This window comes from Mycobacterium sp. NGS50, from assembly GCF_059812545.1.
On sequence record NZ_JCALCW010000045.1, the window covers coordinates 18,135 to 38,771 of the forward strand.

Annotated in this window: 21 protein-coding genes and 1 pseudogene; 16 read left to right on the plus strand and 6 right to left on the minus strand. The window is 64.7% G+C overall.

The window, feature by feature from the left end:
* Window positions 1–34: 34 nt before the first annotated feature.
* The gene (locus AC5Y36_RS23365) at window positions 35–421 is read right to left on the minus strand and encodes a DUF5997 family protein (protein WP_500043350.1); all 387 of its coding nucleotides are present in this window, start codon (window positions 419–421) and stop codon (window positions 35–37) included.
* 28 nt (window positions 422–449) lie between these two features.
* Between AC5Y36_RS23365 and AC5Y36_RS23370 the strand changes: the two genes are divergently transcribed.
* The 4 genes from AC5Y36_RS23370 (at window position 450) to AC5Y36_RS23385 (ending at window position 3,283) form a co-directional block, all read left to right on the plus strand.
* On the plus strand, window positions 450–1,163 hold the full coding sequence (locus AC5Y36_RS23370) for a LysR family substrate-binding domain-containing protein (protein ID WP_500043351.1): 714 nt from the start codon (window positions 450–452) through the stop codon (window positions 1,161–1,163).
* Window positions 1,164–1,282: 119 nt separating this feature from the next.
* The gene (locus AC5Y36_RS23375; protein WP_500043352.1) at window positions 1,283–1,714 is read left to right on the plus strand and encodes a VOC family protein; all 432 of its coding nucleotides are present in this window, start codon (window positions 1,283–1,285) and stop codon (window positions 1,712–1,714) included.
* 158 nt (window positions 1,715–1,872) lie between these two features.
* Window positions 1,873–2,529, plus strand: coding sequence for a hypothetical protein (locus AC5Y36_RS23380; protein ID WP_500043353.1), 657 nt, complete (start codon window positions 1,873–1,875; stop codon window positions 2,527–2,529).
* 94 nt (window positions 2,530–2,623) lie between these two features.
* Window positions 2,624–3,283 carry a hypothetical protein gene (locus tag AC5Y36_RS23385; RefSeq protein WP_500043354.1) on the plus strand — a complete coding sequence of 220 codons (660 nt, stop codon included), beginning with the start codon at window positions 2,624–2,626 and terminating at the stop codon, window positions 3,281–3,283.
* 133 nt (window positions 3,284–3,416) lie between these two features.
* Here the strand turns inward: AC5Y36_RS23385 and AC5Y36_RS23390 are convergent, their stop codons facing one another.
* Together AC5Y36_RS23390 and AC5Y36_RS23395 are read right to left on the minus strand one after the other, a co-directional pair.
* Window positions 3,417–4,331: an alpha/beta hydrolase gene (locus tag AC5Y36_RS23390; protein WP_500043355.1), complete on the minus strand. Its 915-nt coding sequence runs from the start codon at window positions 4,329–4,331 to the stop codon at window positions 3,417–3,419.
* On the minus strand, window positions 4,328–5,824 hold the full coding sequence (locus tag AC5Y36_RS23395; RefSeq protein WP_500043356.1) for a flavin-containing monooxygenase: 1,497 nt from the start codon (window positions 5,822–5,824) through the stop codon (window positions 4,328–4,330). Before AC5Y36_RS23395 ends, AC5Y36_RS23390 begins: the two co-directional genes overlap by 4 nt.
* A 121-nt stretch (window positions 5,825–5,945) precedes the next feature.
* On the opposite strand from AC5Y36_RS23395, the gene AC5Y36_RS23400 reads away from it, so the two are divergent.
* From AC5Y36_RS23400 to AC5Y36_RS23410, 3 genes are all read left to right on the plus strand, one after another.
* Window positions 5,946–7,190: an RsbRD N-terminal domain-containing protein gene (locus AC5Y36_RS23400; RefSeq protein WP_500043357.1), complete on the plus strand. Its 1,245-nt coding sequence runs from the start codon at window positions 5,946–5,948 to the stop codon at window positions 7,188–7,190.
* Between the two features lie 164 nt (window positions 7,191–7,354).
* On the plus strand, window positions 7,355–8,020 hold the full coding sequence (locus AC5Y36_RS23405) for a hypothetical protein (RefSeq protein WP_500043358.1): 666 nt from the start codon (window positions 7,355–7,357) through the stop codon (window positions 8,018–8,020).
* A 64-nt stretch (window positions 8,021–8,084) separates the two neighbouring features.
* On the plus strand, window positions 8,085–8,729 hold the full coding sequence (locus tag AC5Y36_RS23410) for a hypothetical protein (RefSeq protein WP_500043359.1): 645 nt from the start codon (window positions 8,085–8,087) through the stop codon (window positions 8,727–8,729).
* On the opposite strand, the gene AC5Y36_RS23415 is transcribed toward AC5Y36_RS23410, so the two are convergent.
* Window positions 8,726–9,910 (minus strand): NAD(P)/FAD-dependent oxidoreductase, encoded by a 1,185-nt coding sequence (locus tag AC5Y36_RS23415; RefSeq protein WP_500043360.1) that lies wholly within the window; start codon window positions 9,908–9,910, stop codon window positions 8,726–8,728. The two genes, AC5Y36_RS23410 and AC5Y36_RS23415, sit on opposite strands and share 4 nt — an antisense overlap.
* A 66-nt stretch (window positions 9,911–9,976) precedes the next feature.
* On the opposite strand from AC5Y36_RS23415, the gene AC5Y36_RS23420 reads away from it, so the two are divergent.
* Window positions 9,977–10,714: a TetR/AcrR family transcriptional regulator gene (locus AC5Y36_RS23420; RefSeq protein ID WP_500043361.1), complete on the plus strand. Its 738-nt coding sequence runs from the start codon at window positions 9,977–9,979 to the stop codon at window positions 10,712–10,714.
* Window positions 10,715–10,726: 12 nt separating this feature from the next.
* Here AC5Y36_RS23420 and AC5Y36_RS23425 read toward each other — a convergent pair whose 3' ends face one another.
* Window positions 10,727–11,950, minus strand: a complete 1,224-nt coding sequence (locus AC5Y36_RS23425; protein WP_500043362.1) for a PucR family transcriptional regulator — start codon at window positions 11,948–11,950, stop codon at window positions 10,727–10,729.
* 347 nt (window positions 11,951–12,297) lie between these two features.
* Here AC5Y36_RS23425 and AC5Y36_RS23430 point away from each other — a divergent pair, with 347 nt between their 5' ends.
* The 7 genes from AC5Y36_RS23430 (at window position 12,298) to AC5Y36_RS23460 (ending at window position 20,038) form a co-directional block, all read left to right on the plus strand.
* Complete coding sequence (locus AC5Y36_RS23430; protein WP_500043363.1) at window positions 12,298–14,145, plus strand: hypothetical protein; 1,848 nt, start codon at window positions 12,298–12,300, stop codon at window positions 14,143–14,145.
* A 139-nt stretch (window positions 14,146–14,284) separates the two neighbouring features.
* Window positions 14,285–15,796 (plus strand): flavin-containing monooxygenase, encoded by a 1,512-nt coding sequence (locus AC5Y36_RS23435; RefSeq protein WP_500043364.1) that lies wholly within the window; start codon window positions 14,285–14,287, stop codon window positions 15,794–15,796.
* A 109-nt stretch (window positions 15,797–15,905) separates the two neighbouring features.
* Window positions 15,906–16,868, plus strand: a complete 963-nt coding sequence (gene nrdF, locus AC5Y36_RS23440) for a class 1b ribonucleoside-diphosphate reductase subunit beta (protein WP_500043370.1) — start codon at window positions 15,906–15,908, stop codon at window positions 16,866–16,868.
* Between the two features lie 330 nt (window positions 16,869–17,198).
* Window positions 17,199–17,483 carry a hypothetical protein gene (locus AC5Y36_RS23445; protein ID WP_500043365.1) on the plus strand — a complete coding sequence of 95 codons (285 nt, stop codon included), beginning with the start codon at window positions 17,199–17,201 and terminating at the stop codon, window positions 17,481–17,483.
* A 37-nt stretch (window positions 17,484–17,520) separates the two neighbouring features.
* Window positions 17,521–18,981 (plus strand): hypothetical protein, encoded by a 1,461-nt coding sequence (locus AC5Y36_RS23450; protein WP_500043366.1) that lies wholly within the window; start codon window positions 17,521–17,523, stop codon window positions 18,979–18,981.
* A gap of 336 nt (window positions 18,982–19,317) precedes the next feature.
* Entirely contained in the window at window positions 19,318–19,620 is a 303-nt protein-coding gene (locus AC5Y36_RS23455) for a hypothetical protein (protein ID WP_500043367.1), read from the plus strand.
* Window positions 19,621–19,633: 13 nt separating this feature from the next.
* The gene (locus tag AC5Y36_RS23460) at window positions 19,634–20,038 is read left to right on the plus strand and encodes a hypothetical protein (protein ID WP_500043368.1); all 405 of its coding nucleotides are present in this window, start codon (window positions 19,634–19,636) and stop codon (window positions 20,036–20,038) included.
* Window positions 20,039–20,277: 239 nt separating this feature from the next.
* Here AC5Y36_RS23460 and AC5Y36_RS23465 read toward each other — a convergent pair whose 3' ends face one another.
* Entirely contained in the window at window positions 20,278–20,475 is a 198-nt protein-coding gene (locus tag AC5Y36_RS23465) for a hypothetical protein (protein ID WP_500043369.1), read from the minus strand.
* Between AC5Y36_RS23465 and AC5Y36_RS23470 the strand changes: the two are divergent.
* Window positions 20,470–20,553: pseudogene (locus AC5Y36_RS23470) on the plus strand (hypothetical protein); the annotation flags it as partial. The gene AC5Y36_RS23465 and the pseudogene AC5Y36_RS23470 overlap by 6 nt on opposite strands.
* Between the last annotated feature and the right edge of the window lie 84 nt (window positions 20,554–20,637).

Here is a 20,637-nt window from a genome sequence, read left to right on the forward strand (position 1 = left end):
GCAGCTCAACGGTACCGGCGAACCCCGGTGCCAGTCAGTTTCCACGAGCCCGTTCCGCATGCAGCGTCTTCACTCGCCGCTGTTCGCTCAACACCATCTGATAGCTCTCGCGTTCGGCGACCAGCCAGTCCGGCTTCTCGTCGAGCAGCTGATTGATCTGCTCGGTGGTAAGCGCATCTGCAACGCCGCCACGCGCGAGACCGGCGATCGATACCCCCAACTTGGCCGCCACCAGGTTCTTCGGATGCGGTCCGTTTTTGCGGAGGTCGGTGAGCCACTGCGGCGGGTCCGCCTGCAGGGCGGCGAGCTCGCCGCGGGTGATTGGGTTCGCCTGGAACTCCGCTGGCGTCGCCGGCAGGTATACGTCCAGCTTCTTCGCCGCCGTCGCGGGTTTCATGGACTGCGCATTCGGCCTGCTCATGGAATCACCCTATCGGTAGCCTGAGGCGGTGACCTCGCTGTCCCTGACCCTCGGGTACGTCCCCGGTGGGACGCCCGCGAAGTGGGCGCGGATCTGGGCGGAGCGACACCCCGAGGTTCCATTGCAGTTGTGCCCACTGGCTGCGGCAGACGCGGCGGCCGCGGTACGGGCCGGCACCGTCGATGCGGCGTTGCTCCGGCCGCCGGCCGACGCGTCGGGGCTGGCCATGATTCCCCTCTACGACGAGACGACGGTTGTCGTCGTTCCGGCCGATCATGTTCTGAGCGCCTTCGACGCGATCACCGCCACGGACCTCGACGACGAACCGACCCTGCTTCCACGCGATGACGTCCTCGCATGGACGGGCGCCCCCGGCGCTCCGATCGATCACCGGCCCGAAACCACCCAGGAGGCAATAGAACTGGTTGCCGCAGGGATCGGTGTGCTTATCGTCCCACAGTCGCTGGCACGGCTGTATCACCGCAAGGACCTCACGTACCGGTCGATCGACGATGCGCCGACCTGCCCGATGGCGCTCGCCTTCCCGGAAGGGCCGCAGCCGGCACTCGTCGAGGAGTTCATCGGCATCGTGCGGGGCCGCAAACCCGGTTCGTCGCGGGGACAGGCACAGCCGGCGCCCAAGCGCACCGCACGGGAGAAGACCCTGGCGAAGCAGGCCGCCCGAGCCGCGGCCGGCAAGGTCGCCCGTAAGCCGGGGCGGGCCGAACGCGGTCGACGTTGACGCGTGCCGGTGATCCGCAGAAGTTCGCCGCGGAGCGCTGAGTTCTCCGGCCGGGCCGGGTCGGTATCTCCGACGGCATCCACCCATGGATCCCGCGGACTCGCCCGGAGGCACCCGAAATGCACGCAATGATCTTCGTGAACCTGCCCGTCGCCGACATTGAGCGTTCGCAGAAGTTCTTCGCCGGCCTCGGCTACACCTTCAACGAGAAGTTCTGCGACGACAGGGCGCTCGCTCTGGTGCTGGGCGCCAACCAGTTTGCGATGCTGCTGCGGCGCGACGTCTTCGATTCCTTTCACCCGGTCGCGACCGCCGATGCGGCCACAACCAAGGAGTGCGTCATCTGCCTCAGCGCAGACAGCCGTGGCGCGGTGGACGCGCTGGTGGATCGCGCCATCGCCGCGGGCGGCACGGCCGGGGATGTCGAGGATCACGGGTTCATGTACGGGCGCAGCTACAACGACCTGGATGGGCACGCCTGGCAGATCTTTTGGATGGACCCGGCCGCCGCGGACGTCGGAGCGGAGGCGCTCGCCGTGCAGCAGGGCTGAGGGCGAGAAAGGAGCTCGAGCCGCGCCAGCGACGGCGCGAACGGCCAAAGGGCCTTCGTCAACGACTATTTAAGGATATTTCACCGCAACCCTAGCTTTCTTGGCTTGCTCTCAGATAGGGTGCTTATCGCTACATGGGGATGGCGGGGGAGCCTGTGATGGACGTTCGTAGTGGCCGGGGTATTGCCTTCACACTTGGCGCGGCCGCCGGGGCTGTCGTGGCGGGCGGGTTCGTCGCCGGTCCAGTCGCCCGCGCGGACGATATAGCCACCCTGCCGGTGCCGCCGTTCGACAAGTCCCACGTAGCTTTCGATTTGCCGGGTACCGCTGGTGCGATGACGAATGACGAACGAGTCTTCATTCCGCTCATCGACGACAGCCACCGATGGGACCAGGCTTACACGCTTTCGGATGGCAGCTACGAGGTCCATCACATTGAGGACCAGTACGGCCCCCTCCCGCTGCCGTTCTTCATAACCCATTCTGATCAGGTTGTCGCGAGCGATGGCGTGGCCCCCGCGGTGGGAACAGAATGGGATAGCTCCTATGTTGTGTTATCCAACGGGCTTGCTACCTCGTACTATTCGTTGGACACCCACCTGACCACGTCGGCCGGCATAGCCGACGTCTTCATGCCGGTGCTCAACTGGGGGTGGGAGAACGACTTTTATTACGGACCGGCGGGGACGTTCGACTACATCGTCAACATTTTCGACGGCACTGTCACACCCATCTTCGAGTTCCCGACCGATGGCGCATCCGCGGCCGCAGCCGACTTCGGCACGATGTGGTCCGACCTTGTCGCCACGCTCTGATTGAGCGGGGCGGCGGACCCGTTCGATGAGCATCGCAACTAGTCACAGACGCGGTGAATCCCTGTCGGGTTCACCGGATTAGGGGGAGCGGGACATGAAAGCCGGACATCTGCGTACCTTTGCCGCCGTTGTGGGCTCGGTTGCTGGGACGGTGTTGGGGGTGGCGCTGATCACCAGTGCGGCCGCCTATGCCGACGATCGACCATCGCCCACCGATTTTGATCCGCCGGGCGTGGGGGACGGGACCAGCAATGTCACCGGGGATCAGTCCGGGTTCTACGGTGACATTGCCGAAGATGTCCACCGGACGATCTACGGCGACTACCCGACGGTGGTGGGCAGCTACGACACCCATGACCACGATGTGACGGGGTTCTTCTTCACCCAAGACACGACGCAGGTGATCGACAGCGTCGGCGCGGCTCCCGCGGTGGGAACCGTGTGGGACTACAGCGACTTTCATACCCTGATTTATTACCCTGACCCGGCGCTGTGGCCCTGGGCGCAGAACTACTACGAGAACGATCCGGCGACCGGGGTCACGCAGGATCTGTTCTCGTTCAACTGGCAGGCGTTCGGAACCTTCGAAAACTACTTCTCCAGCGGGTCAGACGGGACCCTGGACGAGATGATCTTCCTGAATCGGGTCATTCCGATTTTCGACTTCCCGGCGGCGCCCGCGAGCGACCTCGCCGGCGTCGGCGACCTGGGCGACTTCAGCGCGATGTGGTCGGACCTGGCCGCGCTGTTCTAGCCGCGTCCTACTGGGTGGGCGAATCCGGTTGCCAGATGTCCGAGCCACCGGCGGTCTGACCGTGCGATCTCATCGGCATGCGGCGGCGTGTTGCGGATGAAACCGCACGGTCGGCGGCCATAGGCGATCCGGGTCAGGCGAGCGCTGCCACCAGGAACGCGACCTCGTCGGCGAGCACCTTGGCCTGCCATTCGCCGGCGTACACATCGAAGTGATCGACCGGGTATTCGAGCGTTGTGGTCGGCCCGCCGGCGCGACGGGCGGTCTTGCGTGCCGCGGCGGCCGGAGCCACTTGATCGTTGCTGCCGATCTGAACGAGCATCGGGCACTGGACTTTCGGGGCCGAGGTGGTGGGGCGGTTGAGGGCGACCTCCAGGGCGGTTCGCGCGCACACCTCGTTGCGCCAGGTCGGCCCGGCCAGCGCCAAGTAGCCGGGAAGAGCACCCGGCGTGCTGAGGATGGCCACCGAACCCGGTTCGCCGGCCAACGGGATCAAATGCGGTGGCGCACCGGTGATCGTCGTCCACGCATCCCGCAGCCCGTGCCCGATGAGGCGCAGCGGTGCGAGCGCGCCGGCGGTCCGCGCGATCTGCAGTACCGCGGCCAGCCCATCGGTTGCGGGCACCAGCGCCACCACCGCCGCGATGCGCCGATCCGCTGCCGCGACGGTCAGCACGTGTCCACCCGAGTAGGACGTGCCCCATAGGGCGATCCGGTCGGGATCGACCCCGCGTAACCGGCGGGCGGCGTCGACCGCGGCCCGCCAGTCCTGGCGCTGCTTGCGGTAGGCGACGACCTGACGCGGCTTGCCTTCGGAAGCGCCGAAACCTCGGTAGTCGAATACCAGGGAATCGATGCCTGCGTCGGCGAATGCGGTGGCGAAATCCATCAGGCCGGTGTCGCGGGTACCGCCGAAGCCGTGCCCGATCACGACCAGAGGTCGCGATCCATTGTGGGCCAGTTCGTCCGAGGTGGCGTGTACGTGCCAGGCTGCGCACCGCGCGCCGTGGCTGACAAACGAGATCTCTTCGACGGCCGCGGAGGTCATGACGCCACCAGGTGGATGGCCGCGCGCGACTCGAACCGCAGGGCGGGGTCGGTGACCGGGCCGTGCTTGAGGCGCGCGATGTCGTCTTCGTAGGCCATCTTGACGGTCCACGGGCCGGTGGTACCGGCCTTGGGGAACGCGGCGATCTTGCGCTGCACGTAGCCGGAGCTCATGTCGATCATCGGGATTCGCTCCAGGTCGGACGGTACGACCGGGGTGACCACCGCGTGGTCGTGGTCATCCATGTGGTCGAGCAGGCGGATCATGTGGGCGCAGACTAGGTCGACCTTCAGCGTCCAGGCCAAGTTTGTGTAGCCGAACGCGAAGATGAAGTTCGGTACGCCGCTGAGCATCATCGCCTTGTAGGCCACGGTGTCGGCGATATCCACAGCGGTTCCGTCCACGCTCAGCGCGATGCCGCCGAGGGGCAGCATGTCCAGCCCGGTCGCGGTGACCACGATGTCGGCCTCGAGGTGTTGGCCGGACTTGAGCGCGATGCCGGTCTCGGTGAAGGTCTCGATCTGGTCGGTGGCCACCGATGCCTGACCGCTCGAGATTGCCTTGAACAGATCGCCATTCGGCACCATGCACAGGCGCTGATCCCACGGGTCGTACTTGGGGTTGAAGTGGGTGTCGACATCGAAGCCTTTCGGGAGCCGCCGCCTGACATCGGCGATCAGCAGTCGGCGCATCACCGACGGCGCACGCTTGCACGCCTTGAACAGGCCCCGGTTGAGGGCAATGTTCTTGCGCCGGATGACGGCGTGCGCGCGGGCGGGGCCGACCACCTTGTTCAGGGTGTTGGCGATCGCGTCCTCGCCGGGCAGGGAAAAGACGTAGCTCGGTGAACGCTGCAGCATGGTCACGTGCGCGGCCTTGCCGGCCATCGCCGGGATCAGCGTCACGGCGGTGGCGCCGCTGCCGATCACCACGACCTTCTTGCCGCGGTAGTCGAGGTCCTCCGGCCAGTGCTGGGGGTGGATCACCTGTCCGCCGAACGTGTCGAGCCCGGCGAACTCCGGGGTGTATCCGGCCTCGTAGTTGTAGTAGCCGGTACCCGAGTAGACGAACTTGGCTGTGTAGACCGCGGATTCGCCGGTGCGGCTGTTGGTGGTGTGGATGCACCAGCGGCCGGCCGCGGAGTCGAAGTCGGCCGAAGCCACCTTGGTGTCGAAATGGATATGACCGCTGATGCCGTTCTCGTCGATAGCCTCATTGAGGTAGTCGAGGATGACGTGGGCGTCGGCGATCGACTGCTTGTGGGTCCAGGGCTTGAACCCGAAGCCGAACGACGGCATGTCCGAGTCGGACCGAATTCCCGGGTACTTGAACAGGTTCCAGGTTCCACCAATGTCCGCGCGACCCTCGAGGATCGCGAAGGACGTCGTCGGTCGTTGCGTCTTCAAATGGTATGCGGCACCGATCCCCGAGATGCCGGCGCCGATGATGACGACATCGAAGTCGGTATCGGTCGGGCGAATCTTGGTGGTCATCGCGACTCCTAGCGTTCGGGTGAGTGACAGCCATCACGATATGGCGTCGATAGCGCTAGAGATATGGCATTACATCTATAATCATGCGAACGATATGTCAGAAATCACATATGATTGCTGGATGGTCGACGACACCTCGCAACTCCTGGTCCAGCTCGCCCGCCGCATGCTCGTCGAACTCGACGATCTGGTCGCCACGATGAACGCCGCCGAGATCGAGGTCGCACCCGGGCTGGCCGCCGACCGCGCCATCACCGAGGAGATGGCCGCAAGCAACCGGGCCAACGTTGCGCAGGTGCTGCACGCCGTCCTCGCGGACCCGCAGAACACGACACTGCCCGCGCCCCCGCGAGAGGCCTACGACGTCGTCCGCACCGTCGTGCGCCGCGGGTTGGATCTCGACGTGATCTTCCAGTCGTACCGTCGCGGACAAACTGTCGTCTGGCAGCGCTTCATGCAGCTCGCCCCCGTGGTTGCCCCATACGGGCCGCAATTGGTGGAGATGATCGACCGGTTCGCCGCGGCGTTGTTCGCCTACGTGGACGCGGCTCTGCTTGAACTCGTGGCGGAGGCACAGCGTCTCCGTGAGGAGTTGGCCGGCGGCGCACTGGCTCGGCGGATGGAGACGGTTCGGCTCATTCTCGACGGCGCACCGGTCGACGAGCGAGTGGCGACGGGCCGCCTGGGCTACGAATTGACGCGCCGTCACACGGCCCTGGTGCTGTGGCTGGACGGCTCTGCGAGCGACGACGGCGAACTTGAAACCGTGGCCACGGCACTCGCTCGCTCGGTGCAGTCGAGGCAGCCGCTGACGATCGCAGCCGGTGTTCGCACGCTTTGGGCGTGGATAGGGTCGGAGGGGATTCCGTCCCGAAACGCCCTTGCGAAGGTGATGGGTCGAGCGCCCGCCGGAATGCGGGCCGCCGCCGGCCCGGCGCTCACCGGGCAGGCGGGCTTTCGCGCCTCGCACGCGGCAGCGATGGCTGCCGCACGCATCGTCGGCGACAACCCGAGCGGCGACCGGCTCGTGATCTCGACTGACCTCCAGCCGATCCTCGGCATTGCCGGCGATGAGCGGGAGGCCGCGCGGTTCGTCGCCGAAACCCTCGGCGCGCTCGCTGTCGATGACGAGCGCGGTGCGCGGCTTCGCCACACCTTGCGGACCTACCTCTCGCTGGCAGACAGCGCGTCGGCGGCCGCCGCCCAGCTCCACACCCACCGCAACACCGTTCTGCAGCGCGTCGCCAATGCGACTGATCTCCTGGGGTATTCGCCGGGTGAGCGCCGGCTGGCGGTGATGACAGCCCTGGAGATTGCGCACTTCGTTGGCTCGCGAGCATTGATCGCGGGCAAGGTGAGTGCATGAGACGCCTGATGGCCGATGAAGCGGCCGGATACGTGGGATTTCCCATGAGGGCGGGCGTTATCCGAATGGATCAAACGCGACGATAAGAATCTCGCGAAACGGGGCGCGTCTCAGCGTGGGCTCAGCTAGTTTCAGATGGCAGGGAACCAGCTGGGGGGTCAGCCATGAATCGTCACGGTATTGCGGGAGTTGCCATCATCGTCGGCGCAGCCGCGGGAGTCGTCCTCGGTGCGGCACTGCTGACCAGCCCGGCCGCGTATGCGCAGCCATCCGTGCCGTCGAGCACCGATATTTTCTTCCCGCCCGGCGGGCCGGGCACCCCGACCGACGTCAACGAGATAACCGGGGGGCTGTACACCAGCATCAAGGAGAACATCCCCTACACCGTCTACCAGGACGGTGCCACGACCGTCATCGGCAACTATCAGGTTGCGCGGGATTACGAGGCGCTGGGCGGCTTCGGTCCGATCTTCGAGAACAACCTTCAGAAGGCGTTCGACAGTGTGGGGGCCGCCCCGGCCGACGGGACGGTCTGGGATCAGACCTCCGCCGGGCTGCAACTCGGGATCTCGCGGCTCAACTTTTTTGAGAATTTTTACACCAGCGACCCGACCGGATCGACTCAAGACCTGTTCCAGATCGACTTTCTCACCAATCCGGCCTTGGCCAACTACTACTCCAGCGGGCCGGACGGAATACTCGACGAGTTGCTGCTCCCCGGAGGGGTTCACATCCCGATTATCGACATCCCGGCCACCGACGCCGTGGCGGCCAGCCTGGACCCGGGCGACTTCAGCACGTTGTGGGCCGACCTTGCCGGCCTGCTCTGAAGCGGGCCGCTGAGGCTTTCGTGATACGAGGGGGGGACGTATGAATCTCCGCGCAATTGGTGGAATGTCCGTCATCGTCGGCGCGGCGGCCGGCGCCGTATTGGGCGCCGCCGTGCTGACCAGCCCGGGCGCATACGCGGCAACACTGCCGCCGTCGCCGGCTGACTTCACGTTTCCCGGCTCGCCGGGCCCGTGGACGGATTTCCAGAGCTTCGGCGCTTACCCCTTGTACTACACCAGCCAGTACGAGACGCCGTGGACGGTCTACGACCAGGACACCGGAGCCGTGGTGGGCAACTATGACACTGCGACAAACACCCTTACCGCGCTGTTCGTCAGCAATACTTCCGTCCAGGTGGTCGACAGTACGGGTGACGCTCCGCTGGCAGGGACGCTGTTGACCACGACCGATCTCGGCATCCCGGTATTCGTCGGAGTCCCAGGGCAATTCGACCCGCTGCAGAATTTCTACGAGAGCGATCCCACGGGGATGGTCCGCGACCTATTCCAGATCAACATCGGCTCCGCTGCGATCTTCGGAAACTACTTTTCCACCGGGCCGGGCGGGACGCTCGACGAGCTGATTTTCTTCTCGAACTACGTTGTGCCCATCATCGATATCCCGGCACTGGGGGCGACGGGGGCGAGCGACCCCGATCTCGGCGACCTCGGTGCGCTCTGGTCCGACTTCGCCGCCCTGTTTGCTTAGTACCGGTGGTCGGGGCGGCCCTCGGCCTTGGCGTAGAGCCGCCTGAGCAGAAATTCGCGCACCCGGCCGTTGTCGAGGACTTTCAGGCCGGTGTCGGCGAGCCGCGGGATGCCCGCCAGTTTGTGAAAAATCCGGCCGCGGCGATACTCCTGGCCCCAGGCCGCTTCCATCCGCTGTGAGTAGTTGGTGAAGTCGTCGGGCCCGCCGTTGGTCAGGGCCGCGACGGCGCACTCGCCGGCGACAAGCCCGGATTCCAACGCCTTGGAGATTCCCGCGCCGGAGGTGGGGCGACCGGCGCCCACCGCGTCGCCGGCGAACAGCACGCCGGGGCGCCACGGTGGCCACGCGGTGAATCCCATCGGCAGCCGCCATGCCCGTACCGTCTTGGACTTCTTGAGTTCGTCGATCGCCGGCAACTCCCAGTCGCGAGGCAGCGTCGCGAGAAACTCGCCGAGGAACTGGGTGGCGTTGATCGCCTGCCAGTTCTTGTAGCTGTTGATGTATCCCAGGCCGATGTTGACCCGTCCGCCACCGAGCGGGAAAACCCAGCCGTAGCCGGGTAACTGATCGCCTTGGAACATCAGCTTGAGGTAGATGTCGAGGCTGTCGCTGTCGGGCCGGTTGGCCGACATCTCGGCGCGGATGGCGATCGCGGAATACCCGTTGTATTGCGAGTCCAGCTTCAGCGCGCGCTTGATGGGCGAGTAGGCGCCGTCGGCGGCGATCACCGCGTCGGCGAAAACTTGTTCGCCGCTTTTCAGCGTCACTCCGGTCACCCGGCCGGCGTCGTTGAGGATGGGCCCGACCGCCTCGGCGGACTGGCGGATCTCGGCGCCGGCGGACTCGGCATGTTTGAGCAGCAGGGTGTCCAGTTCGGGCCGTCGCGCGACATGACCGTGGTCGGGCATCCCCGGGCGGCGGGGAAAGGACAGCTCCCAGGGGCTCGGGCTGAACGCTGTCACCCGGTTGACCCGGTGAAACTTGGCGACTTCCTCGGCCAGGCCCATCTTCTGCAGATAGCTGACCGCCCGCGCCGTCAGGCCATCGCCGCACGGTTTGTCGCGTGGAAACTCCGCCTTGTCCAGCACGACCACGTTCGCGCCGGCCTGCCTGGCCTGCCAGGCGGCCGCCGATCCTGCTGGACCTCCGCCGACAACCGCGAGGTCGAATCGCTGCACCACAGTCGCGATGCTATCCGACGGCCGGTCTGCCCAGGTCAGCGACCGCAACGCGGTAAGGTGCAGGACGTGCGTGCGGCGAGTAGACCCAAGGCTGGTGCAAACACCGGCCCCAAGGTCGACGCACGCAGCGAACGCTGGCGCGAGCATCGCAAGAAAGTGCGCCGCGAGATCGTCGATGCCGCCTTCCGGGCTATTGACCGGAACGGACCCGAGGTCAGCGTGCGCGAGATCGCCGAAGAGGCCGGCACCGCCAAGCCGAAGATCTACCGGCATTTCGCCGACAAGGACGATCTGTTCGAGGCGGTCGGGGCACGGTTGCGCGATGAACTGTGGGCGGCGATCTTCGCCTCCATCGACGTGGCCACCAATTCGCTGCGCGACATCATCCGGCGCAGCGTCGAAGAGTACGTGGCCCTGGTCGACGAGCATCCCAATGTGCTGCGGTTCTTCATTCAGGGCCGCGTTCGCGCCCAGTCCGAGTCGACGATGCGGGCGCTCAACGAGGGCCGGACCATCACCCTGGCGCTGGCAGAGATGTTCAGCAATGAGCTGCGGGACATGGAACTCAACCGCGAGCCGATCGAACTGGCGGCGTTCGCGGCTTTCGGTACGGCGACTTCGGCCACCGACTGGTGGCTGGGGCCAGAGCTGGACAGCCCGCGACGGATGCCTCGCGACACATTTGTCACCTACCTGACGACGATCATGATGAGCGTCGTCAATGGCACCGCCGAGAACCTCGGCGTCACAATGGATCCGGATCGGCCGATCCACGACGTGGCGTCCAACGGGCAGCCCGCCTGACCGGCGGAGCCGCTAGACCCCGCGCCAGCGCAGCGCCTCCAACGCCACCGCGACATGCACGCTGGTGTCTTCGAGCGGCTTCGGCAACAGCTCGTTAGCGCGAGCGATCCTGCGCAGCAACGTGTTTCGATGGAGAAACAAGTGTGCGGCAGCTCGTGACGCGTTGCACTGGACGTGGACGAAGGTGAGGACGGTCCGCTGGAGTTCAGCATCAGCGAACTCGAAATCGCCCAGCGTGTGCGTGATGAACCGGTCTGCCTGTTCCGGGTCGGTGCTGAGCAGCGCCACCATTTCGATATCGGTGAAGCGTGCGACGCGTTGGGTGGAGCCCATTCGCGCCAGCATTCGCTGAGTCGCGAGGGCGTCGAGGTGGCTGCGCCGGAAACCGTCTATGTCCGCAGCTGTTGTGCCGACCGCGATCTGCACCCCCGGCAGGTCGACCATCGCGGCGGCGACGCCGGCCAGGTCTGGCCCGGCCGTGCCGGGCACCCACACCCAGCGCGTAGCCGCGTTGGCGAGTACCGACAACGCGCGCTGACCGTCGTTGCTTCGGATCAGGGCATCGGCGGCAGCGTCGAGGTCGGACAAGTTGGTGGCGGACGCATCGCCCCAGATGACGGCCGCGGTGTGGTGCTGCTCCAGTCGGTAGCCGAGTCGGCTCTCAGCGCGGTGTCTGGTGATCGAGGCGCCGTCGAGGATCAGCGCAACGGTCTCCCGGCGTTCGGCGTGCGTTCCCCGGGTGAGTGCCTCGCGTTCGATCTGCATCTGATCGCAGAGCCCGGCGATCGTCACATCGATGAACGATGTCAGCGATCGGGCGGAGACATCGAGTAGCTCGCGTAGTTCGTCGGGGTCGCGGGTCAGCGTGAACGCGGTCTGCATCCACCACCGCCACAGCACATTTGTCCCGACCCGGTAGGCATCCTGCACCGCCGACTCGTCGAAACCGCGGCGAAACGCGTCGCGAACGATGGCCAGTGACTCTGCTGCGACGTTGGCCGTCACCGGTTCACCCGGGTGACTCAGGTTTGCGGCCGCCCAGTGCAGCAGGTTGGAGCGATTGCTACGGCGGATTTCTTCGGCGAGCACCGGGTCGTCGGCGATGGCCCGGGTGTACACGGTCGACAGCGTGGCTTGATGCAGTTCGTCGGCTGCCTCTGGAGGAGCGTTCACCAGCACCTGGGCGCCCTGGCGGACCAGTTCGCATACCCGCTCAGACGGACGCTCCCAGTCCACCGGTCGAGCATAGCGTCCGAGGTGCACTATGCATCACTAATCCTAAGTATTTGGTGCGGAATGCTCTTTCGTGGACCGGTCGACTCAGCGAACAATCAGGTCGCCATCAGGTGACAGGCGTCACAGACGGCCCCAAGACCACGAAACAACCGGAGGACTTCATGTCACGCAGCGGATCCACCCAAAGATCAGCAGTCGAACGCGCCAACCAAAAGGCAGCACGCCGGCGTCGAGTGCGGCAGAGGCTGCGCGTCGCCGCCGCCACGGCACCCGGAGCCGTGGCCGGGGTGCTGGCGATGGCGCTGACGACCCCGCACGCAGTCGCTGAAACGGGACCGTCGAGTGACATGCAATCGTTGATCGACCAGCTGCTCGACGCGCAGCAGCAAGTCACCGCGACCAACAGCGACTATCCGTTCATCGTTCCGTCTGACCTGGAGTCGCTGCCGCAGTATGTGCAGAGCCTGGCAGGCACTTCGCTCGTGTTGCAGTACGGCCAGGACTACAACCCCAGTGACGGAATCCCTTGGCTGCTCGGCCTCCCGTGGGACGCCAACGCTGCCGACCCGAGCGCGTTTTACATCCTGGTGAATCCGGATGACCAGTACGGTGTGATCCCCATCAGCGCAGATGGTACGTACACAATGACGATCAACCCCGGCGCGGGTAGCGACGATGTGACGTTTACGACGCTGTCCGGCACCATCGGCTCGGCCCAAGGTTTTGAGCCGACCGGCCATGTCCTTGATCTGTCGGACGCCACGCCCAATGCCGACGGCAGTTACACGGTGATTCTCAGCTCGACACCACACTCGGGAAACTGGGTCGATACCACCGGCGCCGAAAACATGCTGATTCGCGACACCATCGGCAACGGCGGGTTACCGCACGACTATTTCTCCATCGAACAAGAGGGCGTCTCGGCGACGCATGCGCTTCCAATGCTTTCGGATAGCCAGCTTTCGTCGCTGCTGAGTAGCGTCGCCCACGACATTCCGGCCGCGAACTCGGACGGGGTTTACTACGACCAGACAGCGCTGCCCGATTCGCTGCCCCCCAACTTCATGACCCACATCGCGTCCTCCAGTTCCGCTGTCAACGGATTGCTACCGGGCCAGCTCAGCACGTTCGGCCACTTCGAGCTCGATCCCGATCAGGCGCTCATCGTCAAGGTGCCCAATATCGACGCCGAGTACTCCGGCCTCGAGCTTGCCAATGCCTGGGGGCAGAACGTTCCGATCGTGACCGCGCAGGGCAGTCTCAACAACACCGACACGTTCGCCGATCCCGACGGCTACACCTACTACGTCATCAGCAGCCAAGACCCCGGCGTCGCCAACTGGATCAACAACGGTGGCCTTGCCAACGGAATGCTTGGAGTCCGTTGGCAAGACGTGGCGACCGCCCCTTCGGACACGAGTGTGCAGGCTCAGGTGGTGAATATCGCCGACGTCAAGGACTACCTGCCGGCGGACACCCCGATCGTCACCCCCGAGGAACAGGCCGCCCTGCTGCAGGAGCGCCTGTTCAACTGGGACTACACCCAGGACCAGGACCACAACATCGACTGGCTGGGTTCCAACCTGGTGTACAACCAGATCGAGGCCGCGATGGGCCCGGACGCGTTCCACCAGATCTTCGGTGGCCAGGCCGATGTGCCGAGCGTGCTGGACCGGATGACCGACCCGTCGCTGATCCCGAACCTGGACACCGTGGCGTCGGACTTCCTGAGCAACCCGGCCGGCAGCCTGGCGGCATTCGTCGGCAATCTGCCGTTGGCACTCAAGGACATCGAGTTGCCGAGCCTGCTGGCGATGTTGAGCGCGAAGGCCGTCATCGACCAGACCGCTCAGGCGTTGCAGGGCGATGTCAGCTCCGGTGACTGGGCGCAGGCCTGGACCGAACTGAACAGCGGCCTGCAGGGGCTGGGAACGGTCTTCACCGACGCGTTCACCGATCCGGCCACCAGCATCACCGCCGGTTTCCTCAACGCACGCGATGACCTGGCGACCGGGATCCTGCACGCCGGCAGCGGATTCGACCTGAGCCAGTACTCGCCGCTGTGGGACTCGCTGGTCGACCTGAACCACCAGGTGTATGAGGCGCTGGTGGGTTCGACGGCCCCGGATGCGGCCGCGGCAGCCGCAGACCTGGCTCCCAACGTCGCCTCCCTGATGGCAGATCTACTGGGCTGAGCCGCAGCAGCAAGGAACGCCTTCCCGCAGGGACAGTCCTGCGGGAAGGCGTTCCCGCGCCCGGCGTTGACGGGCCGATATCCGGCAAACACACTGAAGACCAACACCCGGAACCAGCGTTCCCAGGAAAGGATGCGTGATGACGCTTACCGATCACACCGCCGAGGATGCCGACCAGCGCGCACCGGTACGCACCCGTGCGCTGATCATCGGGACCGGATTCTCCGGTTTGGGTATGGCCATCGCACTGCAGAAGCAGGGCGTGGAATTCATCGTTCTGGAGAAGGCCGACGAGATCGGCGGGACATGGCGTGACAACACCTACCCCGGGTGTGCCTGCGATGTGCCGTCGCACCTGTATTCGTTCTCCTTCGAACCGAAGGCGACCTGGAGCCGGCTGTTCTCCCCGCAGCCCGAGATCCTGGACTACCTCAAGGGGGTCACCGACAAGTACGGGCTGCGCCGCTACATCCGGTTCGGCTCGAAGGTGACCCGCGCGTACTGGGACGACGAAGAGTATCGCTGGCACGTGTTCACCGAGTCGGGGCAGGAGTATGTGGCCCAATTCCTGATCTCCGGTGTCGGTGGTCTGCACATCCCGCGCCTGCCCGACATCGACGGTATCGATGAATTCTCCGGCGCGGCATTTCATTCCGCGGAGTGGGACCACTCTGTGGATCTGACCGGCAAGCGGGTCGCGGTGATCGGCACCGGTGCCAGCGCGATCCAGATCGTGCCGGCCATCGTCGACCGGGTCGCTGAGCTGCACCTGTACCAACGCACGCCGCCATGGGTGGTGCCGGTACCACACAACCCGTTGCCGAACGTGGTGCGGCAGGCCTTCGCGATTGTGCCCGGACTGCGCCTGGCGGTGCGGTCAGCCATTTACTGGGGCCTGGAAACCGTGGGATTCGCGATGACCAAACGACCCGGGCTGCTGCGGGCCATCGAGGCGGTTGGCAAGCTGAACATTCGCCGCCAGGTCCGCGACAAGAAGCTGCGGGACAAACTCACGCCCCGCTACCGGGCTGGTTGCAAACGAATCCTCTACTCCGGCAACAACTACTACCGCGCGGTGGCTGACCCGACGACAACGGTGATCACCGAGCGGATCTCCCGCATCACCCGCGACGGCATCGTTACCGACGACGATCTGGAGCGCCCCGTCGACGTCATCATCTACGCAACCGGGTTCCACGTCACCGACTCCTACACCTACGTCGACATCAAGGGGCCGCGCGGAGAGGACCTGGTCCAGCGGTGGAACCGGGAGGGGGTCGAAGCGCACCGCGGCATCGCCGTGGCCGATATGCCCAATTTGTTCTTCCTGCTCGGACCCAACACCGCGCTCGGGCACACCTCCGTCGTGTTCATGATCGAGTCCCAGATCCGCTACGTCGCCCAGGCCATCGCGGCGGCCGACAAGGTCGGTGCCCAAGCGCTGGCGCCCAGCCGGGCCGCCCAGGACCGCTACAACGCCGAATTGCAGGACAAGCTGGCCGGCTCGGTCTGGATCACCGGCGGCTGCGCCAGCTGGTACCTCGACGAGCACGGCGTCAACCGGACCCTGTGGAGCGGGATGACCTGGCAGTATTGGCAGTCCACCCGGTCGTTGCGGCCCGCCGAATACCGCTTTTCCGGAGTCGGCTGAGGCGACACGCAGACACAACTTCTTGTGTTGCAGCGGGTTGTCTGACACCAGGGGTAGTGTCGGTGACCTAGGTTACGGCGTGCGAAATGGGGTTCTGGTGGCCGAGGGAATGAAGCTGATTGACCGGGTTTCCGCAATCAACTGGAACCGGGTGCAAGACGACAAGGACGCCGAGGTCTGGGACCGGCTGACCGGGAATTTCTGGCTACCGGAGAAGGTGCCGGTGTCCAATGACCTGCCGTCGTGGGGCACCCTGACCGCCAACGAAAAGCAGCTGACGATGCGGGTGTTCACCGGGCTGACGCTGCTGGACACCATCCAGGGCACGGTCGGCGCGGTCAGCCTGATTCCCGACGCGCTGACCCCGCACGAGGAAGCCGTCTACACCAACATCGCGTTCATGGAGTCCGTGCACGCCAAGAGCTACAGCCAGATCTTCTCCACGCTGTGTTCGACCGCCGAGATCGATGACGCCTTCCGCTGGTCGGAGGAGAACCCCAACCTGCAGCGCAAGGCCGAGATCGTGATGCAGTACTACCGCGGCGATGAGCCACTCAAGCGCAAGGTGGCCTCGACGCTGCTGGAGAGCTTCCTGTTCTACTCCGGCTTCTACCTGCCGATGTACTGGAGCAGCCGGGCCAAGCTCACCAACACCGCCGACATGATCCGGCTGATCATCCGCGACGAGGCGGTGCACGGCTACTACATCGGCTACAAATTCCAGCGCGGCCTGGCCATGCAGGACGACGCCACCCGCCAAGAGCTCAAGGACTACACCTACGAGCTGCTCTTCGAGCTCTACGACAACGAGGTCGAGTACACCCAGGACCTCTACGACGAGGTGGGTCTGACCGAGGACGTCAAGAAGTTCCTGCGGTACAACGCCAACAAGGCGCTGATGAACCTCGGCTATGAGGCGCTGTTCCCGCGCGACGAGACCGACGTCAACCCGGCGATCCTGTCGGCGCTGAGCCCCAACGCCGACGAGAATCACGACTTCTTCTCGGGGTCGGGCTCGTCGTACGTGATCGGCAAGGCGGTCGTCACCGAGGACGAGGACTGGAACTTCTAAAGTTCCAGTTCAAAGGCCATATTTTGATCCTGCTAGCCGGTAGCATGCCTAGGCTGACGCCGGTCGACGTGGAGTAGCTCGGAGCTGTTGCCCACATTTTGCCCACATTTCTCTACGCTGTTCGGTAGTCCCCAATCGTGCCGACGGCCAGCCACGCGAAACCCGCAGGTCAGATCATCGTATTCGGACGCGATCTACGCTATCGGGATGTTGCCGTGGGGGTTGGATAAGGCTGCGCGCCGGAAGGAGTAGCTGGTGGGTAAGCGCTTACAGATCACGCCGGAGAACGTGCGGGGCGGTGCGGATCGGATTAGCGCGGAGAACACGGCGGTGACTGGGATCGCGGTGCCGGACACCACGGCGGCGATGGCGGGGTTGACAGGGTTTTCCACCCCCGCGACGCTCGCGGATGCTCATGATGCGGTGGTGTCGTCGTTCAAGGTGGTCGGCGGCAGGTATGAGCGGATAGCGGAATTGTGCCGCACTACCGCTAACACTTTCGAACTCGCATCGATGACAATGCCAGGGGTGTTGCCGAAGACCTGGATGTCGCAGCAGATCGGTGACGGGTTGACGGGTATGGGGGATTTGAACCAGGGCGCACCGGGTCCGTGACCGGCATCCGGGACGGCGTTCACCTGGGCGGGCTGTGATGAGTCGTCCGCAGAAAACCAACGTCTACAAGGCGAACGCGACCGCGTTGGGCGACATGGCGCAGCCGCTGCGCGATGCGGCGACGAAGATGCTGGAGTCAGCTGATCGGGTGCACAACACCGTCTACGACTTCGAGTGGGAGGGTGAGGCCAAGACCGCGGCCGATGGACGTGCGGACCGCGAGCTAGTCCAAGACCGTGCGGTCGCCACCGCACAGCTCGCTATGGCGGACGCCTACGACAACGCCGCGAAAATCATGCAGCCGATGATCGACAGCCTCAAATCCAAAGGCCAGGGGCTGGAAGCCGATGATTTTGCGGTCTCAGAGGATTGGGTCGTCACCGACACCTACGACTACGACACCGCCCGCAAGCTGGCACCGCTATTCGGCCTCAGCACCTCCGATGTGGACGCGATCCAGACTCAACGCGCCAACACCGCGACCACCGAGACAACGAACTTACAGAAGCTCGCCGACGAGCTGGGCACCGCCGACGCTAACGCCGCCACCGCCATCAACAACGCCAAAGGCGACCTCGACGAGGCAGCACCGGGAGCCTCACGGGCAGCTCCGCCCGGCGCTCCGGCAGGCCAGAGCAGTGAGCGCACCAACAACCAACGCGACGCGTTCACGAGGGTCTACGGTCGAGAGCCGACCAGCGCAAATGACTGGCGCGTGGCTGCCACCCTGGACCCCAACAGCTATGACCCGCGAAACCGAGGGGTGCCGCCGCAGATTCAGGTCGCAAGGATACGTCCGGTGCCGGGACAGGGGTTGGTCCGCGTCTCACAATGGATACCGCAACTCGACGTGCTTAGTGGTCCGGGGAGGCGCGACTTCGGCAACGACAGGGGTGCTGACCCGAATTTCGATCCCACCAATACCAAAGTCACCACGTATATCGACTACGACAACGGTCTAGTCGTGATGAGGCAGAACCCTTCGATTGAACAGACTCCGAGCGGGGGGCCGGGGCAGGTGAAGGTGGGCGTTCCGAACGCAAGTGTGACGCAAACCCCTGATGGGGCGGTGCGTATTCGCTACGACGCTGCCAACCCCTTCGCACCGGATATTGCCAAAAGCCCCCCGTTTCCGATAGCGGATCACCCGTGGACGGTCAACGGTGATCTCGTGTTCACTCCTGGAGCCAACGGCGTCCACGTTGACGGGACCCGAGGCAACTACCCATCGCTGGAGGTTTACCAAGACTTCGCCAACGGCCCGTCGAATACGGTGCTGATCGACCCTGCGCGGACCGGCAACTCCTACGGCCCCATCGAGAACCTGCCATTCCACCACGATGTCGGGATTGGCGGGAGAGCGTTCGAGCCGTTCGATAGAGGCGGCTGGAATCCTCAATTCGACGTACAGATCCCGCTGCCCTCTACCGATTTCGGCCCACCATCCAACCCGCCATCAGTGCCACCGTTGCCGCCAACGGTGGGTACACCTGCCTGAGCAGATCGAAAGGCTTCGCCCGATGCCATCCCTTGCACGGTTACGTGACGTGGACAGTCAGTACTGGTCTACCGCGACCTGGGCAACGCCATTCATCACACAAGTCGTTTTAGCGGTCGGGATTGTCGCTGCATGGTTGGTGGGCAAGCGCCTCCACAACGGTCTTGTGGTGTTCCTGATCAGTACTGCCATCACCGCTCTCATCGCGGCAGCGACAGCCGCGCTGCTGCTGCGGTCAGCGTCGCCCCGTGCGCGCGGAGTAGCGCTCAGCATCCTGGGAACCTCAGCAATCGTCTTCGTCGGAGGGTTGGTCTACGGGGTCTGGATACTGCGATGGTGAGCGCATCACCGATCACCTCAGCGACGGACCGTTATGGGGCGGTCAGTTTCGCCGCGGCGCTCGCGAACACCCTCGTCCTCGACTTCGTCGCCTGGGTGTTTCTGCCGTGGCTGATGATGGCTGTGCTCGTGGTGCCGATCTTGCTCGTGGATGTACTGATCTCCGTGGTCATCTCACGCGCTAGTGGCAAGGTCGGTCAAGCGGGACGAGGGATGCTCGTCGGCTGCCTGTCAGCGCCGCTATCCCTTATCATCTTCATCCCCGCGATCGTCTTGGTCACTGCAATCGGAATCATCTAGAGGCGTCCTTGCGGTGGCAAACCCCTTCGATCTCCCGCCGCTCATGCACGAAGCGATGCGTACCGGCAGGATGCCGTCGCACGCTGAGATAGCGCGCGCGACAGGAAAAACGGCCGAGGAAGTTGCCCGAGTGCTCGCTGAGACCGCAACGATGGACGACCCAGAGACAGCGGCGAACGCCGAACCCGAAGATCCGGATGAACAGAAGTTCCGGGACAAGCACCGGCGGCTCGTCGATGCCATGATCACCGACTGGTATGACGACAACCCAGCCGCCTGGGGTTTGCCTGCCGAGGAGCGCGAGCGCATCGAAGAGCACTGCCGTCGTCAGATCGAGCACGAACGGCGAGTCCACCGACAACGCCTCGCTGAGGAGCAGGCCGCGGGTCCGCCGTCGTCCGCAGACCGTCCGCAGTAGCCCTCGTGGCGGTATCGAATGCGGGCCGTAACGGTGCCGAAGTCTTCCGGGAACAGGTCCCCGTAACGGTCAACCGTCAACACTGCTGATTTGTGGCCGAGGAGCCTCTGCACCACCTTGATGTTTGCTCCGCCCCTGATCGCCAGACTGGCGCAGGCGTGGCCTAAATCGTGCAGCCGCATACCTTTCACAGCCCTCGGTGGTCGCCTTCTCGAAGGGGTAGCGAGCCGGACCTAGCGTCAGCCATCGGTGACCGCGACTGCGGCACTCGTGACGGCGCGTTCGCCTTGTCGTTTGGCGCGCTGCGCGCCGATTTTCGTGCCCACATTTTGCCCACATTTTGTGGCGAATAACAGATAACTTGAGTAAGCGACAGTAATGAATCGCTGCAGTTCAAGCTGTTTTAAAGTCCCCGACCAGGTCACTGTCGAGAACACGACTTCTTCTCGGGGTCGGGCTCGTCGTACGTGATCGGCAAGGCGGTCGTCACCGAGGACGAGGACTGGAACTTCTAAGTTCCAGGCCGAGGAGCCGGGGCGCGTCAGGTCCGGTCACCGAGGACGAGGACTGGAACTTCTAAGTTCCAGGCCGAGGAGCCG

Bases quoted from the DNA above. Each gene is read 5' to 3' on its own strand.
- AC5Y36_RS23435 (WP_500043364.1), top strand. From the start codon at position 14,285: ATGACGCTTACCGATCACACCGCCGAGGATGCCGACCAGCGCGCACCG.
- AC5Y36_RS23400 (WP_500043357.1), top strand. From the start codon at position 5,946: ATGGTCGACGACACCTCGCAACTCCTGGTCCAGCTCGCCCGCCGCATG.
- AC5Y36_RS23450 (WP_500043366.1), top strand. From the start codon at position 17,521: ATGAGTCGTCCGCAGAAAACCAACGTCTACAAGGCGAACGCGACCGCG.
- AC5Y36_RS23405 (WP_500043358.1), top strand. From the start codon at position 7,355: ATGAATCGTCACGGTATTGCGGGAGTTGCCATCATCGTCGGCGCAGCC.
- AC5Y36_RS23380 (WP_500043353.1), top strand. From the start codon at position 1,873: ATGGACGTTCGTAGTGGCCGGGGTATTGCCTTCACACTTGGCGCGGCC.
- AC5Y36_RS23410 (WP_500043359.1), top strand. From the start codon at position 8,085: ATGTCCGTCATCGTCGGCGCGGCGGCCGGCGCCGTATTGGGCGCCGCC.
- AC5Y36_RS23365 (WP_500043350.1), bottom strand. From the start codon at position 421: ATGAGCAGGCCGAATGCGCAGTCCATGAAACCCGCGACGGCGGCGAAG.
- AC5Y36_RS23395 (WP_500043356.1), bottom strand. From the start codon at position 5,824: ATGACCACCAAGATTCGCCCGACCGATACCGACTTCGATGTCGTCATC.
- AC5Y36_RS23430 (WP_500043363.1), top strand. From the start codon at position 12,298: ATGCAATCGTTGATCGACCAGCTGCTCGACGCGCAGCAGCAAGTCACC.
- AC5Y36_RS23375 (WP_500043352.1), top strand. From the start codon at position 1,283: ATGCACGCAATGATCTTCGTGAACCTGCCCGTCGCCGACATTGAGCGT.
- AC5Y36_RS23385 (WP_500043354.1), top strand. From the start codon at position 2,624: ATGAAAGCCGGACATCTGCGTACCTTTGCCGCCGTTGTGGGCTCGGTT.
- nrdF (WP_500043370.1), top strand. From the start codon at position 15,906: ATGAAGCTGATTGACCGGGTTTCCGCAATCAACTGGAACCGGGTGCAA.
- AC5Y36_RS23390 (WP_500043355.1), bottom strand. From the start codon at position 4,331: ATGACCTCCGCGGCCGTCGAAGAGATCTCGTTTGTCAGCCACGGCGCG.